A 19,716-nucleotide genomic window follows, 5' to 3' on the forward strand; every position below is an offset into this window, starting at 1 on the left:
GAACTCGCCGTCGGCCAGCGCCCGGTAGTAGTCGCCGGAGACGGTGCGTCCCTGCTCGTCGATCGCCTGCACCGTGGTGTCCCGCGGGATGTGCAGCGCCGTACGCGTGTCGTGCAGGCCCATCCGCCCACCCCCACCCCCGCCCTCGCCCCGTTGATCAAGAGGTTTGCGTCGGGCTCGGGCGGGATTTTGACGCAAACTCCTTGATCAACGAGCTTCCGCGTCGGTCGTGCACGGCCCGCCCGTTGGTCATGGGCTTTGGGTGGGGGCGAAAAAGGGGTGAATGTGCTCGGAACGCCAGCCGTAACTCCATGATCGACGGAGGAGTGTCCCTGTCCCGCCTCTCCGTTATCGCTGACTGGGGGGCGGGCTTCCCTGTGCAGTTCGTGATCACGCTCGATCCAGGATCGAGTGGTCTCGCAGTCGCCGGGATGCCACTCGATCCTGGATCGAGCGGGCGGCATCCGAGGCGGTTCGGCGGGGCGGTGTGGCGTGCGGCAAGGTGCGGCGTGCGGGATGGCGGCGGGGTGGTGGGGAACTGGCGGGAAAGAACGCCGGGGGAGGGCCTCAGGGGAGGGTGCGGGTGGCCTTCTCGGTGGCGGCTCGGCTGGGCAGGCGGGCGTGGTCGGGGTGGGCGCAGAGGACGGTCGACGCGCGCGCGGTGAGCGGGGCCAGCAGCCAGTCGACCGGGTCGGGCAGGGCGTCCACGTCGATCAGGACGCGCTCGCCGGGTGAGATACCCAGCTCGGTCGCGCGGGCGGTCGCCCGCTCACGCAGCGTGACGTGGTTCGGCCCGCCGGGCGGGTACGTGCCGAAGTGGTCGCCGTGCGCGCGGACCTCGGTGACGAAGTCGGCGAAGCCGGACGGTACCTCCCGCAGCGGCAGCGCGAACGGGTGCAGGGCGAGCGCGTACCGGTCGGCGGCCGACCAGGCGTCCGCCTCGGCGGCCCGGTCGGCGGTGGCGAACAGGACGTCCACGGCACCCGGGTGATCCGCCACGGTCAGGCCGGCCGACCAGCAGCCGAGCAGCACGGCGGCGGTCTGCCAGTGTGGTGGCAGCAGCACCGCCGCGGTGTCACCGGGGCCGAGCGACAGTTCGTCGACGAGCAGGTTGGCGGTCTTGGCCACCCAGTTCGTCAGCGTGGCGCCGGAGAGTTCGGTGCGCTCGCCGGTCGCGTCGTCGTACCAGGTGAGCAGCGGGCGGGTCGGGTCGGTCGCGATTGCGTCGGGCAGGACGCGGGCAATGTTGTCGGCCATCGGCGCGAACGATACGCCGCCGCCGGCCGTACTCGATGACAGTCACAAGTCGGCGAACCGTCGGGTCGGAGTCAGCGTCCGTACTCGGCACCGGCGTAGGCTTGCCCGAAGTGTTGTTCCCCACAGTCCCGCCACCACAAGGAGTCGCCCCGTGACCGCCGGTCGCCCGCCCCGCGTGCTCATCGACGCCACGAGTGTCCCCGCCGACCGCGGGGGCGTCGGTAGATACGTCGACGGCCTGCTCGGCGCCCTCGGCAAGGTGTGCGGGTCGGCGGTGGAACTGGTCGTGGTCAGTCTCCGCACCGACCTGGACCGCTATCGCCGGATGCTGCCCGGAGCCGAGATCGTCCCCGCGCCCGCCGCCGTCGCGCACCGTCCCGCCCGGCTCGCCTGGGAGCAGACCGGCCTGCCCCTGCTCGCGCAGCAGGTCGGTGCCGAGGTGCTGCACTCGCCCTTCTACACCTGTCCGTTGCGGGCCGGCTGCCCGGTCACGGTGACCCTGCACGACGCGACCTTCTTCACCGAGCCGGAGCACTACGACAAGTCCCGCCGGACGTTCTTCCGCAGCGCGATCAAGACCTCGCTGCGCCGCGCCAACCGGGTGATCGTGCCGAGCAAGGCCACCCGGGACGAGCTGATCCGGCTGCTGGACGCGGACCCGACCCGGATCGACGTGGCCTACCACGGTGTCGACCACGACGCCTTCCACGCCCCCGGCGACGAGGAGAAGGCCCGGGTACGCGCCCGGCTGGGCCTGGGCGGCAGCAGCTACGTGGCCTTCCACGGCGCGAAGGAACCGCGCAAGAACGTGCCGAACCTGATCCGTGGTTGGGCGCGGGCGGTCACCGACCGGGAGGACCCGCCCGCGCTGGTGATCGCCGGTGGCCAGGGGCACGACGACGACATCGACCGGGCCGCCGCCGAGGTGCCGTCGCACCTGCGGCTGCTGCGCCCCGGTTACCTGCGCTACGCCGACCTGCCCGGTTTCCTCGGTGGTGCCCTGGTGGCCGCCTATCCGTCCTACGGGGAGGGTTTCGGTCTGCCGGTGCTGGAGGCGATGGCGTGCGCCGCGCCGGTGCTCACCACGCCCCGCCTGTCGCTGCCCGAGGTGGGCGGCGACGCGGTGGCGTACACCAGTGAGGACCCGGACCAGATCGCCACCGACCTGGCCGCGCTGCTCGACGACGAGCCGCGCCGGTTGTCGTTGGCCAAGGCCGGTTTCGACCGGGCCAAGGAGTTCACCTGGGAGTCGAGCGCCGAGGTGCACATCTCCGCCTGGTCACGGGTGCGGGCCTGACGGTGGCAACCCGGCACCCGGGGCGGGCGGTTCGGGCATGATGTCCTGGTGATCTATGTCGTCATTCCGGCGGGTGGCAGCGGCACAAGGCTGTGGCCGCTGTCCCGCTCCGGCCACCCCAAGTTCCTCCACCCGTTCACCGGCACCCCCGCCTCGTTGCTCCAGGCGACGGTGGAGCGGGCGGCGCCGCTGACCACTCCGGAGCGGACCATGGTGGTCACCGGGGCCGCGCACGCGGCGGCGGTGGCCCGCCAGTTGACCGGGGTCCCCGAGGAGAACATCCTCATCGAGCCGTCGCCGCGCGACTCCTGCGCGGCCATCGCGCTGGCCGCGGCGGTGATCGCGGTCCGGGACCCGGACGCGGTGATGGGATCGTTCGCGGCGGACCACCTCATCGGTCAGCCGGAACAGTGGGTGGAGACGGTCCGGGCGGCGGTCCGGGGCGCGGATCAGGGTCTGCTGATGACCGTCGGGATCACGCCGACCCGGGCGGAGACCGGCTACGGGTACCTCCAGACCGGTGACCCGGTGGGCGACGGTCCGATGCGTCCGGTCGTCGAGTTCAAGGAGAAGCCGAACGCCGAGGTCGCCGAGGCGTACGTCCGATCCGGCCGGTACCTGTGGAACGCCGGCATGTTCGTCTGGCGGGTGTCGGCGTTCCTCGCCGAGCTGGCCCGCCAGCAGCCCGCCCTGCACACCGGGGTGACCGCGATCGCGGCGGTGTGGGGCACGCCCGAGCAGGACGACGTGCTCGGCGCGGTCTGGCCGACGCTGCCGAAGATCTCGGTCGACTACGCGGTGATGGAGGGTGCGGCGAGCGCCGGCCGGGTCGCCACGGTGCCGGGCGACTTCCGCTGGAACGACGTGGGTGACTTCCACACCCTCGGTGAGGTGCTGCCGACCGACGACCACGGCAACGTGGTGATCGGTGGCGACGTCAAGGCCGAGGTGCTGCTGCGGGACAGCAGTGGTTGTGTGGTGGTGCCGCAGTCCGGGCGCATGGTGGCCGGCGTCGGCGTGCACGACCTGATCGTGGTCGACACGCCGGACGCGCTGCTGGTCTGCCCGCGTGGACGCGCCCAGGACGTCAAGTCGATCGTGGACGAGCTCAAGGCACGAGGTGAGGACAAGCTCGTCTGAACGCGGCCAGCCCGGGCGGGATGAGCCGGGCGGTCCCGCCGGCCAGCGGTTGCGGTAGCTGGTCCGGCGGGAACCAGCCGAGCGCCTCGGACTCCGCGCTGACCGTCTCCACCGCGCCGGGCGGGGCGAAGACGGCGAAGCGTACGTCGTGGTGCAGGGATCCGCCCTGGCAGCCGACCTCGTGCACGTCCACGTCGATTGGCACCGGGTCGACCCGTAGGCCGGTGATGCCGGACTCCTCGGTCGCCTCGCGGAGCGCGGCCCCGGCCAGCGTCCCGTCGCCCGACTCGCAGTGCCCGCCGAGCTGCACCCAGCGGTGGAACTTGCGGTGCAGGCAGAGCAGCACCCGGGTGCCGGTCGCGTCGAAGAGCAGGGCGCTGGCGGTGACGTGTCCGGCCCGGTGCTCGCGGCTCATCGCGACCGGTCCGGCGGTCAGCAGATCGAGGGTGCGGTCCCGGGCGGTCGCGGCGTCCGGGCTGGTCGGCGTCCATCCGGTGAGGAGCGCCGCCGCGTCGGTGTGCAGTGCGGGCCAGCCGTCCGCCGGGGCCTGCGGGTGCTCGTCGGTTGCATGAGGCGTCGACACGGCCCCTCCTTCCGTCCCGCACAGCGTACGGGCGGGTGGGAGGGGAGTTGCGGGGCGGGACGGCGGACGACCGGGTGGCACCCCTGCGGAAGCGTGAGCCGCAGACCCTCGTACGGTGCCGCCCGGCCGTGCCTTCCCCGGCCCCCGGACTCCGCTGTGGGGCGTCACGCGGTGCGTGCTGTCCCTGCGGCACGCAGAGCATGGCGGACCCGGGTGCCGGGAGTCGAGGTCTTTTAGCCCACGCTTAACAGACCAAGGCGATGTGTCCCAGGTAAAGTGCCAAGCGTCGCCGGGCGTCCCTCAGTCGGGTGACGGGGAGTCGTTCCATGCTGAAGATCCATTTCTCCGGCGAGGACATCCTCCGGACCAGAGTCGCTCCGGCTGCGGACCCGATCTGGGAAGTGGTGCTGAGCCTGCACCTGCTGCCCGGACGCAGCCGGGACCCACTGCTCGCCGGGTGGCGACGTGAGGTCATGCGCGGCCTGCGCCGGCAGGATGACGCCGACGGGCTGCGGTTGCTGCTGGCGTTGAACCCGCCGCGTGGCTACTTCCCGGACTTCCTCACCCCGTACGAGAGTGTCGGCGGGTTCGAGGCCGGGATGGAGGCGCTGCGGCGTACCCCTGCGACGTTGTTGCACCGCGACCTGAGCCGGCTGGCCAGCGGTCGGAGCCTGCCCACCGGGGCCGACGCCCTGGCCCGGGGTGAGCCGCGGGCGTTGGACGACCTGACCGGCGCGATGAGCCGTTACCGCGACCTGGCCCTCGGTCCCTACTGGGAGCGGGTGCAGGCGGCGGTGGACGCCGACCGGAGCCGGCGGGCGCGGGCCATGCTCGACGGCGGCATCGAGGGCCTGCTGACCTCGCTGCGGCCGGGTGTGCGCTGGGAGTCCGGTGTGCTGCACATCCCCGACTATCCGAACAGCCGCGAACTGCACCTGCTGGGGCGGGGGCTGCTGCTGGTGCCGTCGTACTTCTGCGCGAAGACACCGGTGGCGCTGGTCGACCCGGAGTTGCCGCCGGTGCTGGTCTATCCGGTGGACCGGCTGGGCGGGCTGGTCGCCGACGAGGTCGACGCGACCGGCACCGGCCACAAGGCGTTGGCCGCGCTGCTCGGCCGGACCCGGGCTGCGGTGCTCGCGGCCACCGACGGCGGGTGCAGCACCGGCGAGCTGGCCCGCCGGTTGCGGATCTCGGCGGCGGCGGCCAGCCAGCACACCACCGTGCTGCGCAACGCCGGCCTGCTGGTGAGCCACCGCGACCGCAACACCGTCCTGCACACCCCCACCCCGCTGGGGCGCGCCCTGCTCAACCCCTGACCGACGGGCCCGGCGACGGGCCCTCGGAAGGGGCGGCGTCGGGCCCTCAGAGGGCCAGGGAGGCGGCGGCGGTGGTGGCCGGTGGCGGTGGGAGGAGTTGGGAGGGGACGTGGTGAGCCGCGAGGGCGGTCCGCAGGCGCTGCACGTCGGTGCCGAAACGGACCAGTTGGACCGTGCCGACCGGGGTGGGCGGGGAGCACAGCACCAGGCCGGTGGCGCGGTCCGGCCAGCCGGGCACGGTGGTGACCAGTCCGGCGCGTACGTCGTCGTCGACGACCTGGGTGAACACCGTGCCGGGCGCGACGACGTCGATGACCGAGGCGATCGCCGCGGCGACCACCGCCGGGTCGGGGCGTACCTCGCCGGGGCGGTCCGGCAGGTGGGCGGCCTCGGTCAGCCCGGCCGCCCGGGCCTCGGCGGTGCCGAGCGAGAACAGGTCCATCGACGCGTCCCGCACCAGGACCCGCGCACCGTCGCCGTCGTCGTCCTGCCCGGCGGTCAGATAGCCCCGGACCACCGCGACCGGCATCTGGTCGCACTTGCCCTTGATCAGTTCGCCCGCGCCGGCCAGCTCGTCGACCACGGCCATCTGGGTCAACACCAGCTCGTTGCCGTACGGGTCGACCTCGCCCCGGTGGTCCCGGATCGCGTCCATCCCGGCCACGCCGAGGGCCACGTCGGTGAGCCCGTTGCGCCACGGCCGACCCATGGTGTCGCTGATGATCACGGCGACGTTCACGCCGTGCCGGGCCCGCAGGCCGGCGCGGAGTGCCCGGGCCGAGGCGTCCGGGTCCTCCGGGAGCAGCACCAGCCGGGTCTTGTCGACGTTCGAGGCGTCGATGCCGGCGGCCGCCATCACGAAGCCGTGCCGGGTCTGCACGATCCGGGTCGGGCCGCGCGACGCCACCACCCGGACCGTCTCCGAGGCCAGCACCTCGTCCCGGGCGGCCTGCCGCTCCGGGCCGTCGGCCGGTACGTCCACCAGCCGCCCCTCCGCCTTCGAGACGATCTTGCTGGTCACCACCAGCACGTCGCCGTCGCGCAGCCAGGGTGCCGCGCCGCCGATCAGCGCCGCCAGGTCGTCACCCTCGGTCACGTGGCCGATGCCCGGCACCGGCAGGATCTCCAGTCTCACGTCAACTCCACCGCGGCGCGGACCATCGCCGCCGTCGCCGCCTCGTCGGTCATCCGCAGCGGCACCGCGCGTACGGTCACGTCCGGCACCTGGGTGCCCGCATCCTCCTCGGCGACCAGCCATCCGTCGAGCAGGCCACCGGTGGCCCTGCTGCCGTACAGCCCGCCGACCCCGGCGGCGGTGCACGGCACGCCGACCACGGAGAGGCACCGGTCCGCCATGCCGCGCACCGGTGCGCCACCGATGATCGGCGACACCCCGACCACCGGTGCCGGACCGCCGGTCAGCGCCTCCCGTACACCCGGCACGGCGAGGATCGGCGCGATGCTGACCACCGGGTTGCTCGGTGCCACCAGCACCACGTCGGCACCGGCGATCGCCTCCGTCACGCCGGGTGCCGGCTTCGCGGCCTCCGCGCCGACGAAGACGAACCGGTGCGTCGGCACCTGGGCGCGGTACCGGATCCACCACTCCTGGAAGTGGATCGCCCGCTGCCCGTCGGCGCCGTCGCCGGCCCCGTCGGGCGGGGTCACCACCACGTGCGTCTCCAGGCGGTCGTCGGTCGCCGGCAGCAGGCGTACGCCGGGCTGCCAGCGGGTCGCCAACGCGTCGGTCACCTGGTGCAGCGGATAACCGGCGTCGAGCATGGTGGTGCGTACCAGATGGGTGGCCAGGTCCTTGTCGCCCAGCCCGAACCAGCTCGGCTCGGCACCGTACGCGGCCAGCTCGGTCTTGACCGTCCAGCTCTCGCCGGTACGACCCCAGCCGCGCTCGGGGTCGGCCCCGCCGCCGAGGGTGTACATGACGCTGTCCAGGTCCGGGCAGACCCGGAGCCCGTGCAGGCGCAGATCGTCGCCGACGTTGACCACGGCGGTCACCTCGGCGCCCACCTCACGGGCGTACGCACGCACCCCGAGCAGGAAGCGGGCACCCCCGATTCCGCCGGTCAGAACCACGACACGCATCAGCCCATCCTCGCCTACGTGACGCCTCCGACGGCCAGTCGCCCGGGGAGACTAGGCTCACGTCGGCATCTGTCCGCTTTCGCCCCCAGGGAGAGTTCGTGACCAGCCCCGTGGAGCATCCGCCCACCGATCCGACCCCGGCCCGTCAGGTGACCGGGCCGCTTCGGGAACTCGTCGCCCTCGTGCTCCTGGGCGCGAACGCCGTCTTCCTCTTCGTCGCGCTGATCCGGTTGATCACCCCGCAGGGCCCCTACAGCACGGTGACCGGCCGGGCGGGCAGCGCGTTCTTCGGCTTCGTCGGGCTGGAGGCGATCGTCCTGCCACTGCTGGCGGTGCTGCTCGCCACCCACCTCGCCCCGGTGGTCGGCAAGGCGAAGCTGATCACGCAGGCGGCCCTGATCGAGTACGCGGTCAGCTCCGTGCTCGGCGGCCTGACGCTGTTGATCTGGACGGTCGGCCGGCTGGCCGAGGCGGAGATCTTCGACGCCCTGACCGGCGTCATCGTCCGGGCGGCCTGGGTGGCGTTGTTCGGCGCGGCGGCATACGTGGTCTGGACCGTCTGGCGGCGGCTCTACCACGTGCCCAAGCCCAAGCAGGAGCCCGGCCTGTACGGCACCCCGCACCAGGGCTGGGGCCCGCAGGGCAACCCGGGACAGCCCGGCGGCTACCCGGGTGGGTGGCAGCAGCAGCCCGGTCCGGGTGCCGGTTGGGCCGGTGGCGAGCAGCCCGGCGGTTACCCCGGCCAGGGCGGCTACCCGGGCGCGGGTCAGCCCGGCGGTTACCCCGGTCAGCCGAGCGGTTACCCGGGCGAGCAGCCGAGCGGATACCCCGGCGGTCAGCCGGGCGGGGACCAGCCGGGCTGGCCGGTGGCGGGCCAGGCACCCGGCGGGCCGCCGTCCGCCCCGCACACCTGGCCGCCGCACGGCCAGCCGGTCGTGCCGCCGCAGCCGCCGGCACCGACCTCTCCGGCGGCGCCGCCGTTCGGGCAGCCCCCGTCGGCCGACCCGACCCAGACCATCCCGCGTCAGGGCACCGAGCCGGGCCAGGCGGTGCCGCCGCCGGGCGAGGGCGACCGCACCCAGCGGATCGACCCGGGCGACAAGCCCGCCTGACCGGCGTTCGACCAGCCGGGCGGCCGGGTGCGGTTGCCCACGTGGGGGGTGTGCGGCCGGCGACAGCGCCTAGGCTGGGCGGATGGTTGATCGCAGCGAGCCTGGGCCTGCGGAGGCGGCCGTCCGGCGGGCCCTGCGCCGGGCCGCCGCCGGCCGGGCGCTCGACGTCGACGAGGCGTCCGCACTGCTGAGCGCCCGCGGCACCGCCCTCACCGAGTTGCTCGACGTCGCCGGGGCGATCCGCGACGCCGGCCTGCGGGACGCCGGGCGGCCGGGCGTGGTCACGTACTCGAAGAAGGTCTTCGTGCCGCTGACCCGGCTCTGCCGGGACCGCTGCCACTACTGCACCTTCGCCACGGTGCCGCACCGGCTGCCGGCGGCGTTCCTCGACCGCGACGAGGTGCTCGCCATCGCCCGCGCCGGTGCGGCCCAGGGCTGCAAGGAGGCGCTGTTCACCCTCGGCGACCGGCCGGAGGAGCGCTGGCCGGCGGCCCGGCAGTGGTTGGACGAGCGGGGCTACGAGTCCACCCTGGACTACCTGCGGGCCTGCGCGGTCGCGGTGCTGGAGGAGACCGGCCTGCTGCCGCACCTGAACCCGGGCGTGCTCTCCTGGTCGGAGCTGCAACGGCTCAAGCCGGTCGCGCCCAGCATGGGGATGATGCTGGAGACCACCGCGACGCGGCTCTGGTCGGAGCCGGGCGGCCCGCACTACGGCTCGCCCGACAAGGAACCGGCGGTGCGGTTGCGGGTGCTCGACGACGCCGGCCGGGTCGGCGTTCCGTTCACCACCGGCATCCTGATCGGCATCGGCGAGACGCCCGCCGAACGGGTGGACGCGATCTTCGCCATCCGGCGGGCGCACCGGGAGTACGGCCACCTCCAGGAGGTGATCGTGCAGAACTTCCGCGCCAAGCCGGACACCGCGATGCGCGGGATGCCGGACGCGGAACTGCACGACCTGGCGGCCACCGTCGCGGTGGCCCGGCTGCTGCTCGGTCCGAAGGCCCGTATCCAGGCGCCGCCGAACCTGATCGCCGGTGAGTACGACCTGCTGCTGCGGGCCGGCATCGACGACTGGGGCGGTGTCTCCCCGGTGACCCCGGACCACGTCAACCCGGAACGCCCGTGGCCGCAGCTCGACGAGTTGGCGGAGCGCACCGCCGCGGCCGGGTTCGTACTACGCGAGCGGCTGACCGTCTACCCCGAGTACGTCCGGGCCGGTGAGCCGTGGCTGGATCCGCGCCTGATGCCGCACGTCACCGCGTTGGCCGAGCCGTCGAGCGGGCTCGCCGTGGAGTCGGCCCGGCCGGTCGGCCGCCCCTGGCAGGAGCCGGACGAGACCTTCGGCGGGCGGACCGACCTGCACGTCGACATCGACCGCACGGGACGGACCGAGGACCGGCGGGGCGACTTCGACCACGTCTACGGGGACTGGTCGGAGGTGGCGGCCAAGGTCGCCGTACCGCCGTCGGACGCCGGCCCGTCCGGTCGGCCGGTCGCTGCCGGGTCCGGCGACGCCGACCTGCGGGCCGGGCTGCGGCTGGCCGCCGAGAACCCGGCGGCGCTGCTCGAACCCCGGCACGCCGACGCCGCGATGGCGCTGTTCGGTGCGGACGGCCCGGCCCTGGACGAACTCTGCCGCCGCGCCGACGACCTGCGCCGGGACGCGGTCGGCGACGACGTCACGTACGTCGTCAACCGCAACATTAACTTCAGCAACGTCTGCTACGTGGGCTGCCGGTTCTGTGCCTTCGCGCAGCGGGAGCGGGACGCCGACGCGTACCGGCTGTCGGTGGAGCAGGTCGCCGACCGGGCGCTCGAAGCATGGGACGCCGGTGCCGGGGAGGTCTGCATCCAGGGCGGCATCGACCCGAAGCTGCCGGTCACCATCTATGCCGACCTGGTCCGGGCGATCAAGGCGCGGGTGCCCCGGATGCACGTGCACGCCTTCTCCCCGATGGAGATCGTCACCGCCGCCGCGAAGGCCGGGGTGCCGGTGAAGGAGTGGCTGACCGGGCTGCGCGAGGCCGGGCTGGACACCATCCCCGGGACGGCGGCGGAGATCCTCGACGACGAGGTGCGCTGGGTGCTCACCAAGGGCAAACTGCCCACCGCCGCCTGGGTCGAGGTGGTCAGCACCGCCCACGAGCTGGGCATCCGGTCCAGCTCCACGATGATGTACGGCCACGTGGACCACCCTGGGCAGTGGTTGGCGCACTTCCGGGTGCTGGCCGGCGTGCAGGACCGCACCGGCGGCTTCACCGAGTTCGTGGCGCTGCCCTTCGTGCACACCAACGCCCCGATCTATCTGGCCGGTATCGCCCGGCCGGGGCCGACCTGGCGGGAGAACCGGGTGGTGCACGCGATGGCCCGGGTGCTGCTGCACGGGCGGATCGACAACATCCAGTGCTCCTGGGTGAAGCTGGGTGACGAGGGCACGGTGGAGATGCTCCGCAGCGGCTGCAACGACCTGGGCGGCACCTTGATGGAGGAGACCATCTCGCGGATGGCCGGCTCGGGCAACGGTTCGGCGCGTACCGAGGAGCAGTTGCGGGCGATCGCGACGGCGGCCGGGCGGCCGGCGCGTAGGCGTACGACTGCGTACGGTCACGTCGGCGCCTAGCGTCGAACCTTCGCGGGTCCCCGGCCGTACCTGTCGATGCCGGCGGCGGGATCGGCGAGGACCGCCGCCGGCACCTGAGATTCGGGGGCCTGCGCGGTCCGTGCGGTGACCCCCGTCCGTCATCGCGGGCGCGTGTGCGCCGCCGGAAAGGTTGGCCATGATCACTGAGAGAAGGCGGACGCGGCAGTGGCCGCGACTGACCCGCCGGCAGACGTTGACGGCCGCGGCCAGCGCCACGCTCGGTGCCGCAGCCCTGGCGGTGCCGGGCCTCTCGGCCGCCGGCGACGACGACAAGGGGACCGCGGCCGGCGCGGACGAGACGATCGTGGTGCACCTGCGCGACGCCCGCTCCGGCACGATGGACGTCTTCGTCGGCCAGTCCCGCATCGAGGTGCGCGACCGTGGTCTGGCGGACCGGCTGCGCAAGGCCGCCACACGCCGCTGAACGTGCCCACCCGACCTCCGCCCGCCACGCCGGGCGTCCCCGACCGCCGCGCCCGTCACCGGCGCTGAGCGGTCACCCGCCACCGCCGTTCCGGCGGTCGCGTACTCCGGTCCGGCGCGGGCTCTCGGCGCCCGGCCGTCCATCCAATGCACACTTTCGCCCAGTGAGGTGGGTTCGTCATGTCTTCACACCGCGAGGCGCCGGAGATCGCCAAGGATCCGGTCGCCGATTCGTCGGACCTGTACGCCTTCGTCACGCCGGACCGTCCGGACACGGTGACGCTGATCGCCAACTACGTGCCGTTGCAACTGCCCTCCGGAGGGCCGAACTTCTTCGAGTTCGGCGACGACGTGCGCTACGAGATCCACATCGACAACAACGGTGACGGTCAGCCGGACGTCACTTACCGTTTCGAATTCACCACCGAAATCACGAACGCGAACAGTTTTCTCTACAACACCGGGCCGATCGATTCGCTGGACAGCGAGAACTGGAACCGTCGGCAGTTCTACAGCCTGACCCGGATCGCCGGTGGGCGGGAACAGCGGCTGGCGCGCAAGCTGCCCTGCCCGCCGTGCAACGTCGGCCCGCTCTCCACCCCGAAGTACGGCGATCTGGTCCGCCAGGCCACCTTCTCGCTCTCCACCGGGGAGAAGGTCTTCGCCGGACAGCGCGCCGACGGGTTCTTCGTCGACCTCGGGGCGATCTTCGACCTCGGCACGCTGCGCCCGTTCCAGCAGTTGCACGTGGCCGGGAAGAAGATCTTCCAGGAGCCCGGCCAGCCGGTGAACGCCACCGACCGGCTCAACGTGCACAGCCTGGCCATCCAGGTGCCGCTGGATCGGGTGCGCCGCAAGGCGAACCGCTACCACTGGCAGGAGCCCGCCTCGGTGATCGGGGTCTGGACCTCGGCGTCGCGTCGCCAGGTGCGGGTGCTCGGCGACAGGGTGGCCGCCGACACGAGCACCGGGCCGTTCACCCAGGTGTCCAGGTTGGGCAACCCACTGTTCAACGAGGTCATCGTGCCGATGGCGCAGAAGGACCTGTGGAACACCCTGCCGCCGTCGGAGGACAAGCGGTTCGCCCAGTTCGTCGAGCGGCCCGAGTTGGCGGCCCTGCTGCCGGTGCTCTACCCGGACGTCTTCCCGAACCTGGACAAGCTGAACAAATCCGAGAAGGCACGGGCGGACCTGGTCGCCATCCTGCTCACCGGTGTCCCGGAGGGGCTGATCGACGGCTTCACCAACGCCACCGGCGAGGTGCAGGCCGACATGCTCCGGCTGAACACCGCGATCCCGCCGGCCCGCCGCCCGAACCGCAACGGCGTACTCGCCGGTGACCTGGCCGGCTTCCCCAACGGCCGGCGGGTCGCCGACGACGTGGTGACGATCGCCCTGCGCGCCATCGCGGGCCTCACGGTGCCGCTGGTGGACCGGAAGTTCCAGCCGGACGAGGCGGCCGCCGCGGTGACCCCGGGGCTGAGCGCCGCCGACGTGACCGCGCCCTTCCTGCGCAACTTCCCCTTCCTCGGTACGCCCTACGACGGCTTCAACAACCCGGGGGTGTCGTCATGAGCGAGCGCAGCGAGCGAATCATCGGCGCAGTGGTGTGCCGGCGCGGAGCGAAGCGGAGGACGGCATGAGCGAGCGCAGCGAGCGAATCATCGGTGCCGTCGGGTCTCGTGCCGGCGCGGAGCGAAGCGGAGTGTCGGCATGAGCGAGCATGTGCACACATACGGTCCGACGGGGACCGGTACTGTTGTGCTTGACCTGGGCGGGGACACCGGCGCCCTGATCGTGCACACCGGACGCCACCTGCTCGGCCGGGAGATCGAGGTCAGCCGGCCGGACCACGACGGCGAGCCGCGGACCCACTCCGCCGTACGCGAGCGGCAGGTCCTGGACGGCACCTTCCACAGTGCGGTCTACCCGGACCTGCCGGCAGGTACCTATACCGTCTGGTGGGACGACGATACGCCGGCCGGAACGGTCCGGGTGGCCGGTGGCGTGGTCACCGAATTCACCTGGCCCACCAGCCCTTCCGGGTCCTCTGACTGACTCCTCAGACTTCCGCGCGACCGCGCCCCGTCCACGATGTGGACGGGGCGCGGTCGTCGTCTGCCCGGTCGATGGGCGGTCTTGACGAAGTCGGGCTAACCTTGCGGGTCAAGATCAACCGATCTTGACGGGTGACCTCCGAGGGCCGGCGCGGGGCGAGATCACCCCTGTCTCGGGTCGCGCGCCACGGGAGAAAACTCGGGCAACTCGCCGGAGAGGGCGTTACTCGGCCGGGGTCTGAATCGATAGGGCAGGGCGAGACCGGGTGCGTGTCGGGAGGGCGACTCCATTATCAAGTTTGGCTTGACGCCGCACGCATTACACGCGTGTAATTTGAATGGGGTTGTTCGCACGAACCGCAGCAAACGGGACCGGACGGACAAGCACGCCTTTCGCGTGGGGGGTTGCAGCGGCGATGTCGCCGGTGCGCGACAAGGAGGCAATTGATGGACGGCCAGCTCGAGGCGGCCGACCTGCTCGGAAACGCGCCGGAGTGGCAGGAGCGAGCGCTCTGCTCGCAGACCGACCCGGAGGCGTTCTTTCCCGAGAAGGGCGGCTCGACCCGCGAAGCGAAGCGCATCTGCTCGCGGTGCGAGGTCAAGACCGAATGCCTCGAATACGCTCTCGGCCACGACGAGCGGTTCGGGATCTGGGGTGGGCTCTCCGAGCGTGAGCGGCGCAAGCTCAAGCGGCGAGTAGCCTGAGTCGTCGGGAAGGGACGGTCGGGGGACGTCCCGCCCCGGGGATGACGACGCGCCGTGGGGGGTCACGGCGATCGGGTCAGGCCAACTCGTCCGGGTCGACGCCGAGCAGGTTCGCCACCTGCTCGATGATCACGTCGTGCACCAGGTCGGCGAGATCCTCGCGGTCCATGGCCCGGAACTCCAGCGGACGCCGGTACAGCACGATGCGGGGTGGCACCTCCTGGCGTCCCGGCCGACCCGGCAGCAGCCGGGCCAACGGCACCTCGCCGTCCTCCAGCACGTCGGTGTCATAGACGTTGAGGTCCGGCGGGACGTCCTCGACAGCGAACTCCACCCCGGCGAGTTCCTTGGCGAAGCGACGCTCCAGCGTCTCGACGGTGTCCAGCACCAGATCGTCGAAGATCTCCGCCTTGGTACGCGCCAACGGCACGGTGGCCGGCACCAGCCGCCCGCGCAGACCGCGCCCGTGCCGGTCGCGGTGCGCCCGCCGGCCGGGGCCGGGGCGGCGGTTCTCCGGACTCGTCATGAGCCAAAGGGTAGCCGCCATCGCGCCCCTGCCCGCAGCAGCGCCGGTACCTGGCGCGCCGTGTCCCGAGCCGAAATGTGATCACCAAGACGGGCGTGTCGTAACGCGAACCGGTGCGCCGGACCCGGTAATGGGGATACCCTGCGCCCGTGAGGTCACCACGGCGCTGCTCCCGTAACGGCTGCCCCCGGCAAGCGGTCGCCACGCTGACCTATGTCTACAACGAGTCGACGGCCGTGGTGGGCCCGCTCGCCGCCTTCGCCGAACCGCACACGTACGACCTGTGCGAGCCGCACGCCCGGAGCCTGACCGCCCCGCGTGGCTGGGAGGTGGTCCGGCACGAGGGCGAGTTCGAGCCCCCGCCGCCCACCACCGACGACCTGGTCGCACTCGCCGAGGCAGTCCGCGAAGCCGCCCGCCCGGCCCCCCGTCCTCCACAGGACGACCAGGCCCAGCAGGCCGCACCCCCCACCACCTCGTCCCGCCGAGGCCACCTCCGCGTAATCCCCCCCACGCACTAACCCCCACCCACCCCCACCACCCCCCCCACGCGCTCTCCGCGCGCCCGCGCCCTGCGGCGTTGATCAAGGAGTTTGCGTCAATTCCTGGCGGCTGGGCCGACCAAACTTCTTGATCAACGCGTCGAGGCAGGGGAGGGAGGGGAGCGGCGGGTCAGTGGCCTAGGAGGCGGGAGAAGGTGGCGGCGCGGCGGGATGCCCGGCCGGTACGGGACTCGCGTTCGTCGGCGGAGAGCATCAGGCGGAGGCCGGCGTTGACCGCGAGCCAACGTAGGGGCTCCGGCTCCCAGCGGGGTGAGCGGTGGTTGACCCAGGGCAGGCGGGTCAGCTCGGTCGGTTCGTTCCGGATCAGGTCGGCCAGCGTACGACCGGCCAGGTTGCTGGTGCCCACTCCGTCGCCGACGTACCCGCCGGCCCAGCCCAGCCCGTCGGCACGGTGGTAGCCGACCGAGGCCGACCAGTCCCGGGCCACCCCGAGCGGGCCGCCCCAGGTGTGCGTGACCGGCACCTCCGGGCCGAGCACCGGGAAGAGGTCGCCGAGCGTACGCCGGAGTGCGGCGAAGACCCGTGGCTCCCGGTCGTAGTCGGCGCGGACCCGCGAGCCGAAGTGGTACGGGGCGCCCCGCCCGCCGAAGGCGAGCCGGCCGTCGGCGGTGCGTTGGCCGTAGATGATGACGTGCCGGTGGTCGGAGAAGGTCTCCCGCTCGGCCAGCCCGATCTCGGCCCACGTCTCGTCGGGCAGCGGCTCGGTGGCGATCATCAGTGAATAGACCGGGGCGAGGGCCCGCCGGTGCCCGGTCAGCCCCGGTGTGTAGCCCTCGGTGGCCCGGATCACCACCGGGGCGCGTACGGTGCCGGCCGGGGTGACCGCCGCGCGGGGCCGGATCTCGGTGACCGGGGTGCGTTCGTGGATCGTCACGCCCCGGCGTTCCACCGCGCGGGCCAGGCCGCGTACCAGGCGCGCCGGGTGCACGGCCGCGCAGTGCGGCGTGTAGGTGGCGGCGCGTACCCCGCTGGCACCGCACCGGGCCACGGCCTCGGCCGGGCCGAGCAGGTCCAGGTCCTCCGGACCGAAGCCGAACTCCCGGGCCTCCGCCACCGTCGCCTTGGCCCGCTGCACCTGCGGCGCGCTGCGGGCCAACACCACCGTGCCACCGTACGACCAATGGCAGTCGATGCCCTCGGCGGCGACCACCCGGCCGACCTCGCGGACCGTGTCGTGCATGGCGTGCTGCATGGCGATCGCGGCGTCCCGGCCGTGCCGCCGGGCCAGCCCGGTCAGCGAGGTCGGCAGCAGCGCGGAGCACCAACCGCCGTTACGCCCGGAGGCACCGAAGCCGGCCACCTGGCGTTCCAGGACGACGATCCGCAGGGCCGGCTCGGCCTCGGCGAGGTAGTACGCCGTCCACAGCCCGGTGTACCCCGCGCCCACGATGACCACGTCGGCGACGGTGTCACCGGCCAACGGTGGGCGCGGGGTCAACGGCTCGTCCACGGTGGACAGCCAGTACGACAGGTCCTGGTAGGCCACCACCGCCTCCTAGAGTTTGGTCCAGGCCTCGCTGAGTACGCCCCGCAGGATCTGCTCGATCTCGTCGAACTGCTGCTGCCCGGCGATCAGCGGCGGGGCGAGCTGCACCACCGGGTCGCCCCGGTCGTCGGCCCGGCAGTAGAGCCCGGCGGAGAACAACGCGCTGGACAGGAAGCCGCGCAGCAGTCGCTCGGACTCGGCCTCGTCGAAGGTCTCCCGGGTGTTCTTGTCCTTGACCAGCTCGATGCCGTAGAAGTAGCCGTCGCCTCGGACGTCACCGACGATCGGCAGGTCGTGCAGCTTTTCCAGGGTCGACCGGAAGGCCGCCTCGTTGGCGCGTACGTGCCCGACGAGATCCTCCCGGGCGAAGACCTCCAGGTTGGCCAGGGCCACCGCGCAGGAGACCGGGTGCCCGCCGAAGGTCACCCCGTGGGCGAACATGCCGGTCTCGGTGAGGAACGGCTCCATCAGCCGGTCACTGGCGATCATCGCGCCGAGCGGGGCGTACCCGGAGGTGATGCCCTTGGCGGTGGTGATGATGTCGGGCTGGTAGCCGTAGCGGGCGGCACCGAAGTACTCGCCGAGCCGCCCCCACGAGCAGATCACCTCGTCGCTGACCAGCAGCACGTCGTACGCGTCGCAGATCTCGCGGACCCGCTCGAAGTACCCGGGCGGCGGCGGGAAACAGCCGCCCGAGTTCTGCACCGGCTCCAGGAAGACCGCCGCGACGGTGTCCGGTCCCTCCCGCTCGATGGCCCGCCCGATCTCGTCGGCGGCCCAGCGACCGAACGCCACCGGGTCGTCGCCGTGCTCCGGAGCCCGATAGAAGTTGGTGTTCGGCACCTTGATCCCGCCCGGCACCAGCGGCTCGAAGTCCGTCTTGATGCCCGGCAGCCCGGTGATCGACAGGGCACCCATGGAGGTGCCGTGATAGGCGATGTATCGGCTGACCACCTTGTGCTTGGTGGGCTTGCCGACCCGCTTGAAGTACGCCCGGGACAGCTTCCAGGCCGCCTCGACCGCCTCGGAGCCACCGGTGGTGAAGAAGACCCGGTTCAGGTCGCCCGGCGCCAGCTCCGAGATCCGCTCGGCCAGCTCCACGGCGGTCGGGTGGGCGTACGACCAGAGCGGGAAGTACGCCAACTCCCCGGCCTGCTTGGCGCCGGCCTCGGCCAGCTCGGTGCGACCGTGGCCGGCGTTGACGACGAAGAGGCCGGCGAGGCCGTCCAGGTAGCGGCGACCCTGCGAGTCCCAGACGTACGCGCCCTCGCCGCGCACGATGGTCGGTACCTCACCGGCGGAGTAGCTCGCCATCCGGGTGAAATGCATCCAGAGGTGGTCGGTGGCGTTCGCCATGTCAGCCCCATCGGGTCTCGGGCCGGTCAGGTTTCACCGGCCGCTCTGCTCACGGTTATCCCACAGTCCGCCGCCGCGAGGCAAGTGCAATCGGTTGAACTTACGCCTCAAAGCAACGGATTTAGCGAGCTTATCCGACGTAGTGCAACGGAATCCGCATCGTCGCGGCCCGGCGGCGTCCTCCTGCGGGCCCGGCTCGCCAGCTCGTCAGATGGTCGGGCCTTCGCTTGCTCCCGTGCCTGCGCTTGCTCCCGTGCCTTTGCTCCGGTGCTTCCGCTCCCGCGTCAGCTCGCGATCGGCGTTGCCCGGCTTGCCGGGGGTGCCCACTCAGTCGCCTCTGCTCTGCTTCAACCACCGCAACGGTTTTCGCTCGGCAGCAGTGCGCTGGTTGAAGCAGAGCAAAAGCGACTGGAAGGGGTTGGGTGCTCTCTCGGAGTCGGTCGTCGGCGGCTGGTGAGGGTCGGATCCCCGCAGCTCGGACCCCGAGGGCTCGGACCCGGGGGCTGGTGAGGGTCGGACCCCTGTGGTCCGGGCCTCCGGCGCTCGGGCTTCCGGCGGCTCGGACCTCGGCGGCCCGGACCTCGGACCTCTTGGCTTGGACCTCGGCGGCCCGGACCTCGGGGCTCGGACTCCTGGCGCTCGGACTCCCGCTCGGACCTCCGGCGCTCGGACCTCCTGGCCGGCAGTGCCTGGTGTCTCGGGCAGGCGGTGCCTCGCTGTCGATCGCTCAAGATCTTGGAAAGTTTCCGTTTCGTGCTAACGGAAACTGTCCAAGGTTCACATTCGCGAGGTGGTGGCCGAGATTCACAGGTGCGGGCAGGGTGACGGCCGCGTCGGCGGGCCCGCCCCGTCCGCCCCCGCCGCCGGGCCCGCCCCGTCCGGCCCGGTCACCGGCCCCGCCCCGCCCCGTCCGGCCCGGTCACCGGCCCCGCCCCGCCCCGTCCGGCCCGGCCACCGGCCCCGCCCGCAGGTGGGCGCCGGAGGCGGACGTCGGGCGGCCGAAGACGGGTGGTGGGCGTGGGCGGCAGAGGTGGGCGCCGGAGGTGGGCGGCCGGGGCGGGGCCGGGGGCTGGAGGTGGGCATCGGGCGGCCGGAGGTAAGCGGTGGAGGTGGGAGGTGGCTGGTGGAGGTGGGCGGCGGGGCGTGTCGAG

General features: G+C 72.5%; 17 protein-coding genes. 10 read left to right on the top strand and 7 right to left on the bottom strand.

Annotated elements, in window-relative coordinates; genetic code table 11:
* Nucleotides 1–567 precede the first annotated feature (567 nt).
* A complete protein-coding gene (locus ACWDVW_RS26415) occupies nucleotides 568–1,257 on the bottom strand; it encodes a TIGR03089 family protein (RefSeq protein WP_449953886.1) in 690 nt (229 codons plus the stop codon).
* A gap of 151 nt (nucleotides 1,258–1,408) precedes the next feature.
* Between ACWDVW_RS26415 and ACWDVW_RS26420 the strand changes: the two genes are divergently transcribed.
* Both ACWDVW_RS26420 and ACWDVW_RS26425 read left to right on the top strand, forming a co-directional pair.
* Entirely contained in the window at nucleotides 1,409–2,554 is a 1,146-nt protein-coding gene (locus tag ACWDVW_RS26420; protein ID WP_449953889.1) for a glycosyltransferase family 4 protein, read from the top strand.
* Nucleotides 2,555–2,602: 48 nt separating this feature from the next.
* On the top strand, nucleotides 2,603–3,694 hold the full coding sequence (locus ACWDVW_RS26425; protein WP_449953892.1) for a mannose-1-phosphate guanylyltransferase: 1,092 nt from the start codon (nucleotides 2,603–2,605) through the stop codon (nucleotides 3,692–3,694).
* Here the strand turns inward: ACWDVW_RS26425 and ACWDVW_RS26430 are convergent.
* The gene (locus tag ACWDVW_RS26430) at nucleotides 3,663–4,277 is read right to left on the bottom strand and encodes an NUDIX hydrolase (protein ID WP_449953895.1); all 615 of its coding nucleotides are present in this window, start codon (nucleotides 4,275–4,277) and stop codon (nucleotides 3,663–3,665) included. The two genes, ACWDVW_RS26425 and ACWDVW_RS26430, sit on opposite strands and share 32 nt — an antisense overlap.
* Before the next feature lie 326 nt (nucleotides 4,278–4,603).
* On the opposite strand from ACWDVW_RS26430, the gene ACWDVW_RS26435 reads away from it, so the two are divergent.
* Entirely contained in the window at nucleotides 4,604–5,593 is a 990-nt protein-coding gene (locus ACWDVW_RS26435) for an ArsR/SmtB family transcription factor (RefSeq protein WP_449953898.1), read from the top strand.
* A gap of 46 nt (nucleotides 5,594–5,639) precedes the next feature.
* Here the strand turns inward: ACWDVW_RS26435 and ACWDVW_RS26440 are convergent, their stop codons facing one another.
* Together ACWDVW_RS26440 and cofD are read right to left on the bottom strand one after the other, a co-directional pair.
* Nucleotides 5,640–6,728 carry a coenzyme F420-0:L-glutamate ligase gene (locus ACWDVW_RS26440; protein WP_396740528.1) on the bottom strand — a complete coding sequence of 363 codons (1,089 nt, stop codon included), beginning with the start codon at nucleotides 6,726–6,728 and terminating at the stop codon, nucleotides 5,640–5,642.
* Nucleotides 6,725–7,693 (bottom strand): 2-phospho-L-lactate transferase, encoded by a 969-nt coding sequence (cofD, locus tag ACWDVW_RS26445; RefSeq protein WP_449953900.1) that lies wholly within the window; start codon nucleotides 7,691–7,693, stop codon nucleotides 6,725–6,727. The genes ACWDVW_RS26440 and cofD overlap by 4 nt, the downstream gene beginning before the upstream one ends.
* Nucleotides 7,694–7,791: 98 nt before the next feature.
* On the opposite strand from cofD, the gene ACWDVW_RS26450 reads away from it, so the two are divergent.
* The 6 genes from ACWDVW_RS26450 to ACWDVW_RS26475 all read left to right on the top strand — a co-directional run bounded on the left by ACWDVW_RS26450 (nucleotide 7,792) and on the right by ACWDVW_RS26475 (nucleotide 14,634).
* The gene (locus tag ACWDVW_RS26450; RefSeq protein WP_449953902.1) at nucleotides 7,792–8,805 is read left to right on the top strand and encodes a hypothetical protein; all 1,014 of its coding nucleotides are present in this window, start codon (nucleotides 7,792–7,794) and stop codon (nucleotides 8,803–8,805) included.
* Nucleotides 8,806–8,887: 82 nt separating this feature from the next.
* Entirely contained in the window at nucleotides 8,888–11,428 is a 2,541-nt protein-coding gene (locus ACWDVW_RS26455) for a bifunctional FO biosynthesis protein CofGH (RefSeq protein WP_449953905.1), read from the top strand.
* A 157-nt stretch (nucleotides 11,429–11,585) separates the two neighbouring features.
* Nucleotides 11,586–11,873 carry a hypothetical protein gene (locus ACWDVW_RS26460; protein WP_350700618.1) on the top strand — a complete coding sequence of 96 codons (288 nt, stop codon included), beginning with the start codon at nucleotides 11,586–11,588 and terminating at the stop codon, nucleotides 11,871–11,873.
* 179 nt (nucleotides 11,874–12,052) lie between these two features.
* On the top strand, nucleotides 12,053–13,447 hold the full coding sequence (locus ACWDVW_RS26465) for a DUF4331 domain-containing protein (protein ID WP_449953909.1): 1,395 nt from the start codon (nucleotides 12,053–12,055) through the stop codon (nucleotides 13,445–13,447).
* A gap of 186 nt (nucleotides 13,448–13,633) precedes the next feature.
* Nucleotides 13,634–13,930: a phospholipase gene (locus ACWDVW_RS26470; RefSeq protein ID WP_449953912.1), complete on the top strand. Its 297-nt coding sequence runs from the start codon at nucleotides 13,634–13,636 to the stop codon at nucleotides 13,928–13,930.
* A gap of 446 nt (nucleotides 13,931–14,376) precedes the next feature.
* Nucleotides 14,377–14,634 (top strand): WhiB family transcriptional regulator, encoded by a 258-nt coding sequence (locus ACWDVW_RS26475; RefSeq protein WP_092380743.1) that lies wholly within the window; start codon nucleotides 14,377–14,379, stop codon nucleotides 14,632–14,634.
* Between the two features lie 76 nt (nucleotides 14,635–14,710).
* On the opposite strand, the gene ACWDVW_RS26480 is transcribed toward ACWDVW_RS26475, so the two are convergent.
* Entirely contained in the window at nucleotides 14,711–15,160 is a 450-nt protein-coding gene (locus tag ACWDVW_RS26480; RefSeq protein ID WP_117229420.1) for a metallopeptidase family protein, read from the bottom strand.
* A 149-nt stretch (nucleotides 15,161–15,309) separates the two neighbouring features.
* Between ACWDVW_RS26480 and ACWDVW_RS26485 the strand changes: the two genes are divergently transcribed.
* Nucleotides 15,310–15,681 (top strand): DUF3499 domain-containing protein, encoded by a 372-nt coding sequence (locus ACWDVW_RS26485; protein ID WP_396740519.1) that lies wholly within the window; start codon nucleotides 15,310–15,312, stop codon nucleotides 15,679–15,681.
* Between the two features lie 151 nt (nucleotides 15,682–15,832).
* Here ACWDVW_RS26485 and ACWDVW_RS26490 read toward each other — a convergent pair whose 3' ends face one another.
* Together ACWDVW_RS26490 and ACWDVW_RS26495 are read right to left on the bottom strand one after the other, a co-directional pair.
* Nucleotides 15,833–17,209 carry an NAD(P)/FAD-dependent oxidoreductase gene (locus tag ACWDVW_RS26490; protein ID WP_449953918.1) on the bottom strand — a complete coding sequence of 459 codons (1,377 nt, stop codon included), beginning with the start codon at nucleotides 17,207–17,209 and terminating at the stop codon, nucleotides 15,833–15,835.
* 9 nt (nucleotides 17,210–17,218) lie between these two features.
* Nucleotides 17,219–18,565, bottom strand: a complete 1,347-nt coding sequence (locus ACWDVW_RS26495; protein WP_449953921.1) for an aspartate aminotransferase family protein — start codon at nucleotides 18,563–18,565, stop codon at nucleotides 17,219–17,221.
* Nucleotides 18,566–19,716 lie beyond the last annotated feature (1,151 nt).

The organism is Micromonospora sp. NPDC003241 (assembly GCF_053589795.1).

What these genes read in the sequence shown, in the direction of transcription:
- ACWDVW_RS26435 (WP_449953898.1), top strand. Translation starts at nt 4,604, where the DNA reads ATGCTGAAGATCCATTTCTCCGGCGAGGACATCCTCCGGACCAGAGTC.
- ACWDVW_RS26455 (WP_449953905.1), top strand. Translation starts at nt 8,888, where the DNA reads ATGGTTGATCGCAGCGAGCCTGGGCCTGCGGAGGCGGCCGTCCGGCGG.
- cofD (WP_449953900.1), bottom strand. Translation starts at nt 7,693, where the DNA reads ATGCGTGTCGTGGTTCTGACCGGCGGAATCGGGGGTGCCCGCTTCCTG.
- ACWDVW_RS26495 (WP_449953921.1), bottom strand. Translation starts at nt 18,565, where the DNA reads ATGGCGAACGCCACCGACCACCTCTGGATGCATTTCACCCGGATGGCG.
- ACWDVW_RS26480 (WP_117229420.1), bottom strand. Translation starts at nt 15,160, where the DNA reads ATGACGAGTCCGGAGAACCGCCGCCCCGGCCCCGGCCGGCGGGCGCAC.
- ACWDVW_RS26460 (WP_350700618.1), top strand. Translation starts at nt 11,586, where the DNA reads ATGATCACTGAGAGAAGGCGGACGCGGCAGTGGCCGCGACTGACCCGC.
- ACWDVW_RS26415 (WP_449953886.1), bottom strand. Translation starts at nt 1,257, where the DNA reads ATGGCCGACAACATTGCCCGCGTCCTGCCCGACGCAATCGCGACCGAC.
- ACWDVW_RS26465 (WP_449953909.1), top strand. Translation starts at nt 12,053, where the DNA reads ATGTCTTCACACCGCGAGGCGCCGGAGATCGCCAAGGATCCGGTCGCC.
- ACWDVW_RS26475 (WP_092380743.1), top strand. Translation starts at nt 14,377, where the DNA reads ATGGACGGCCAGCTCGAGGCGGCCGACCTGCTCGGAAACGCGCCGGAG.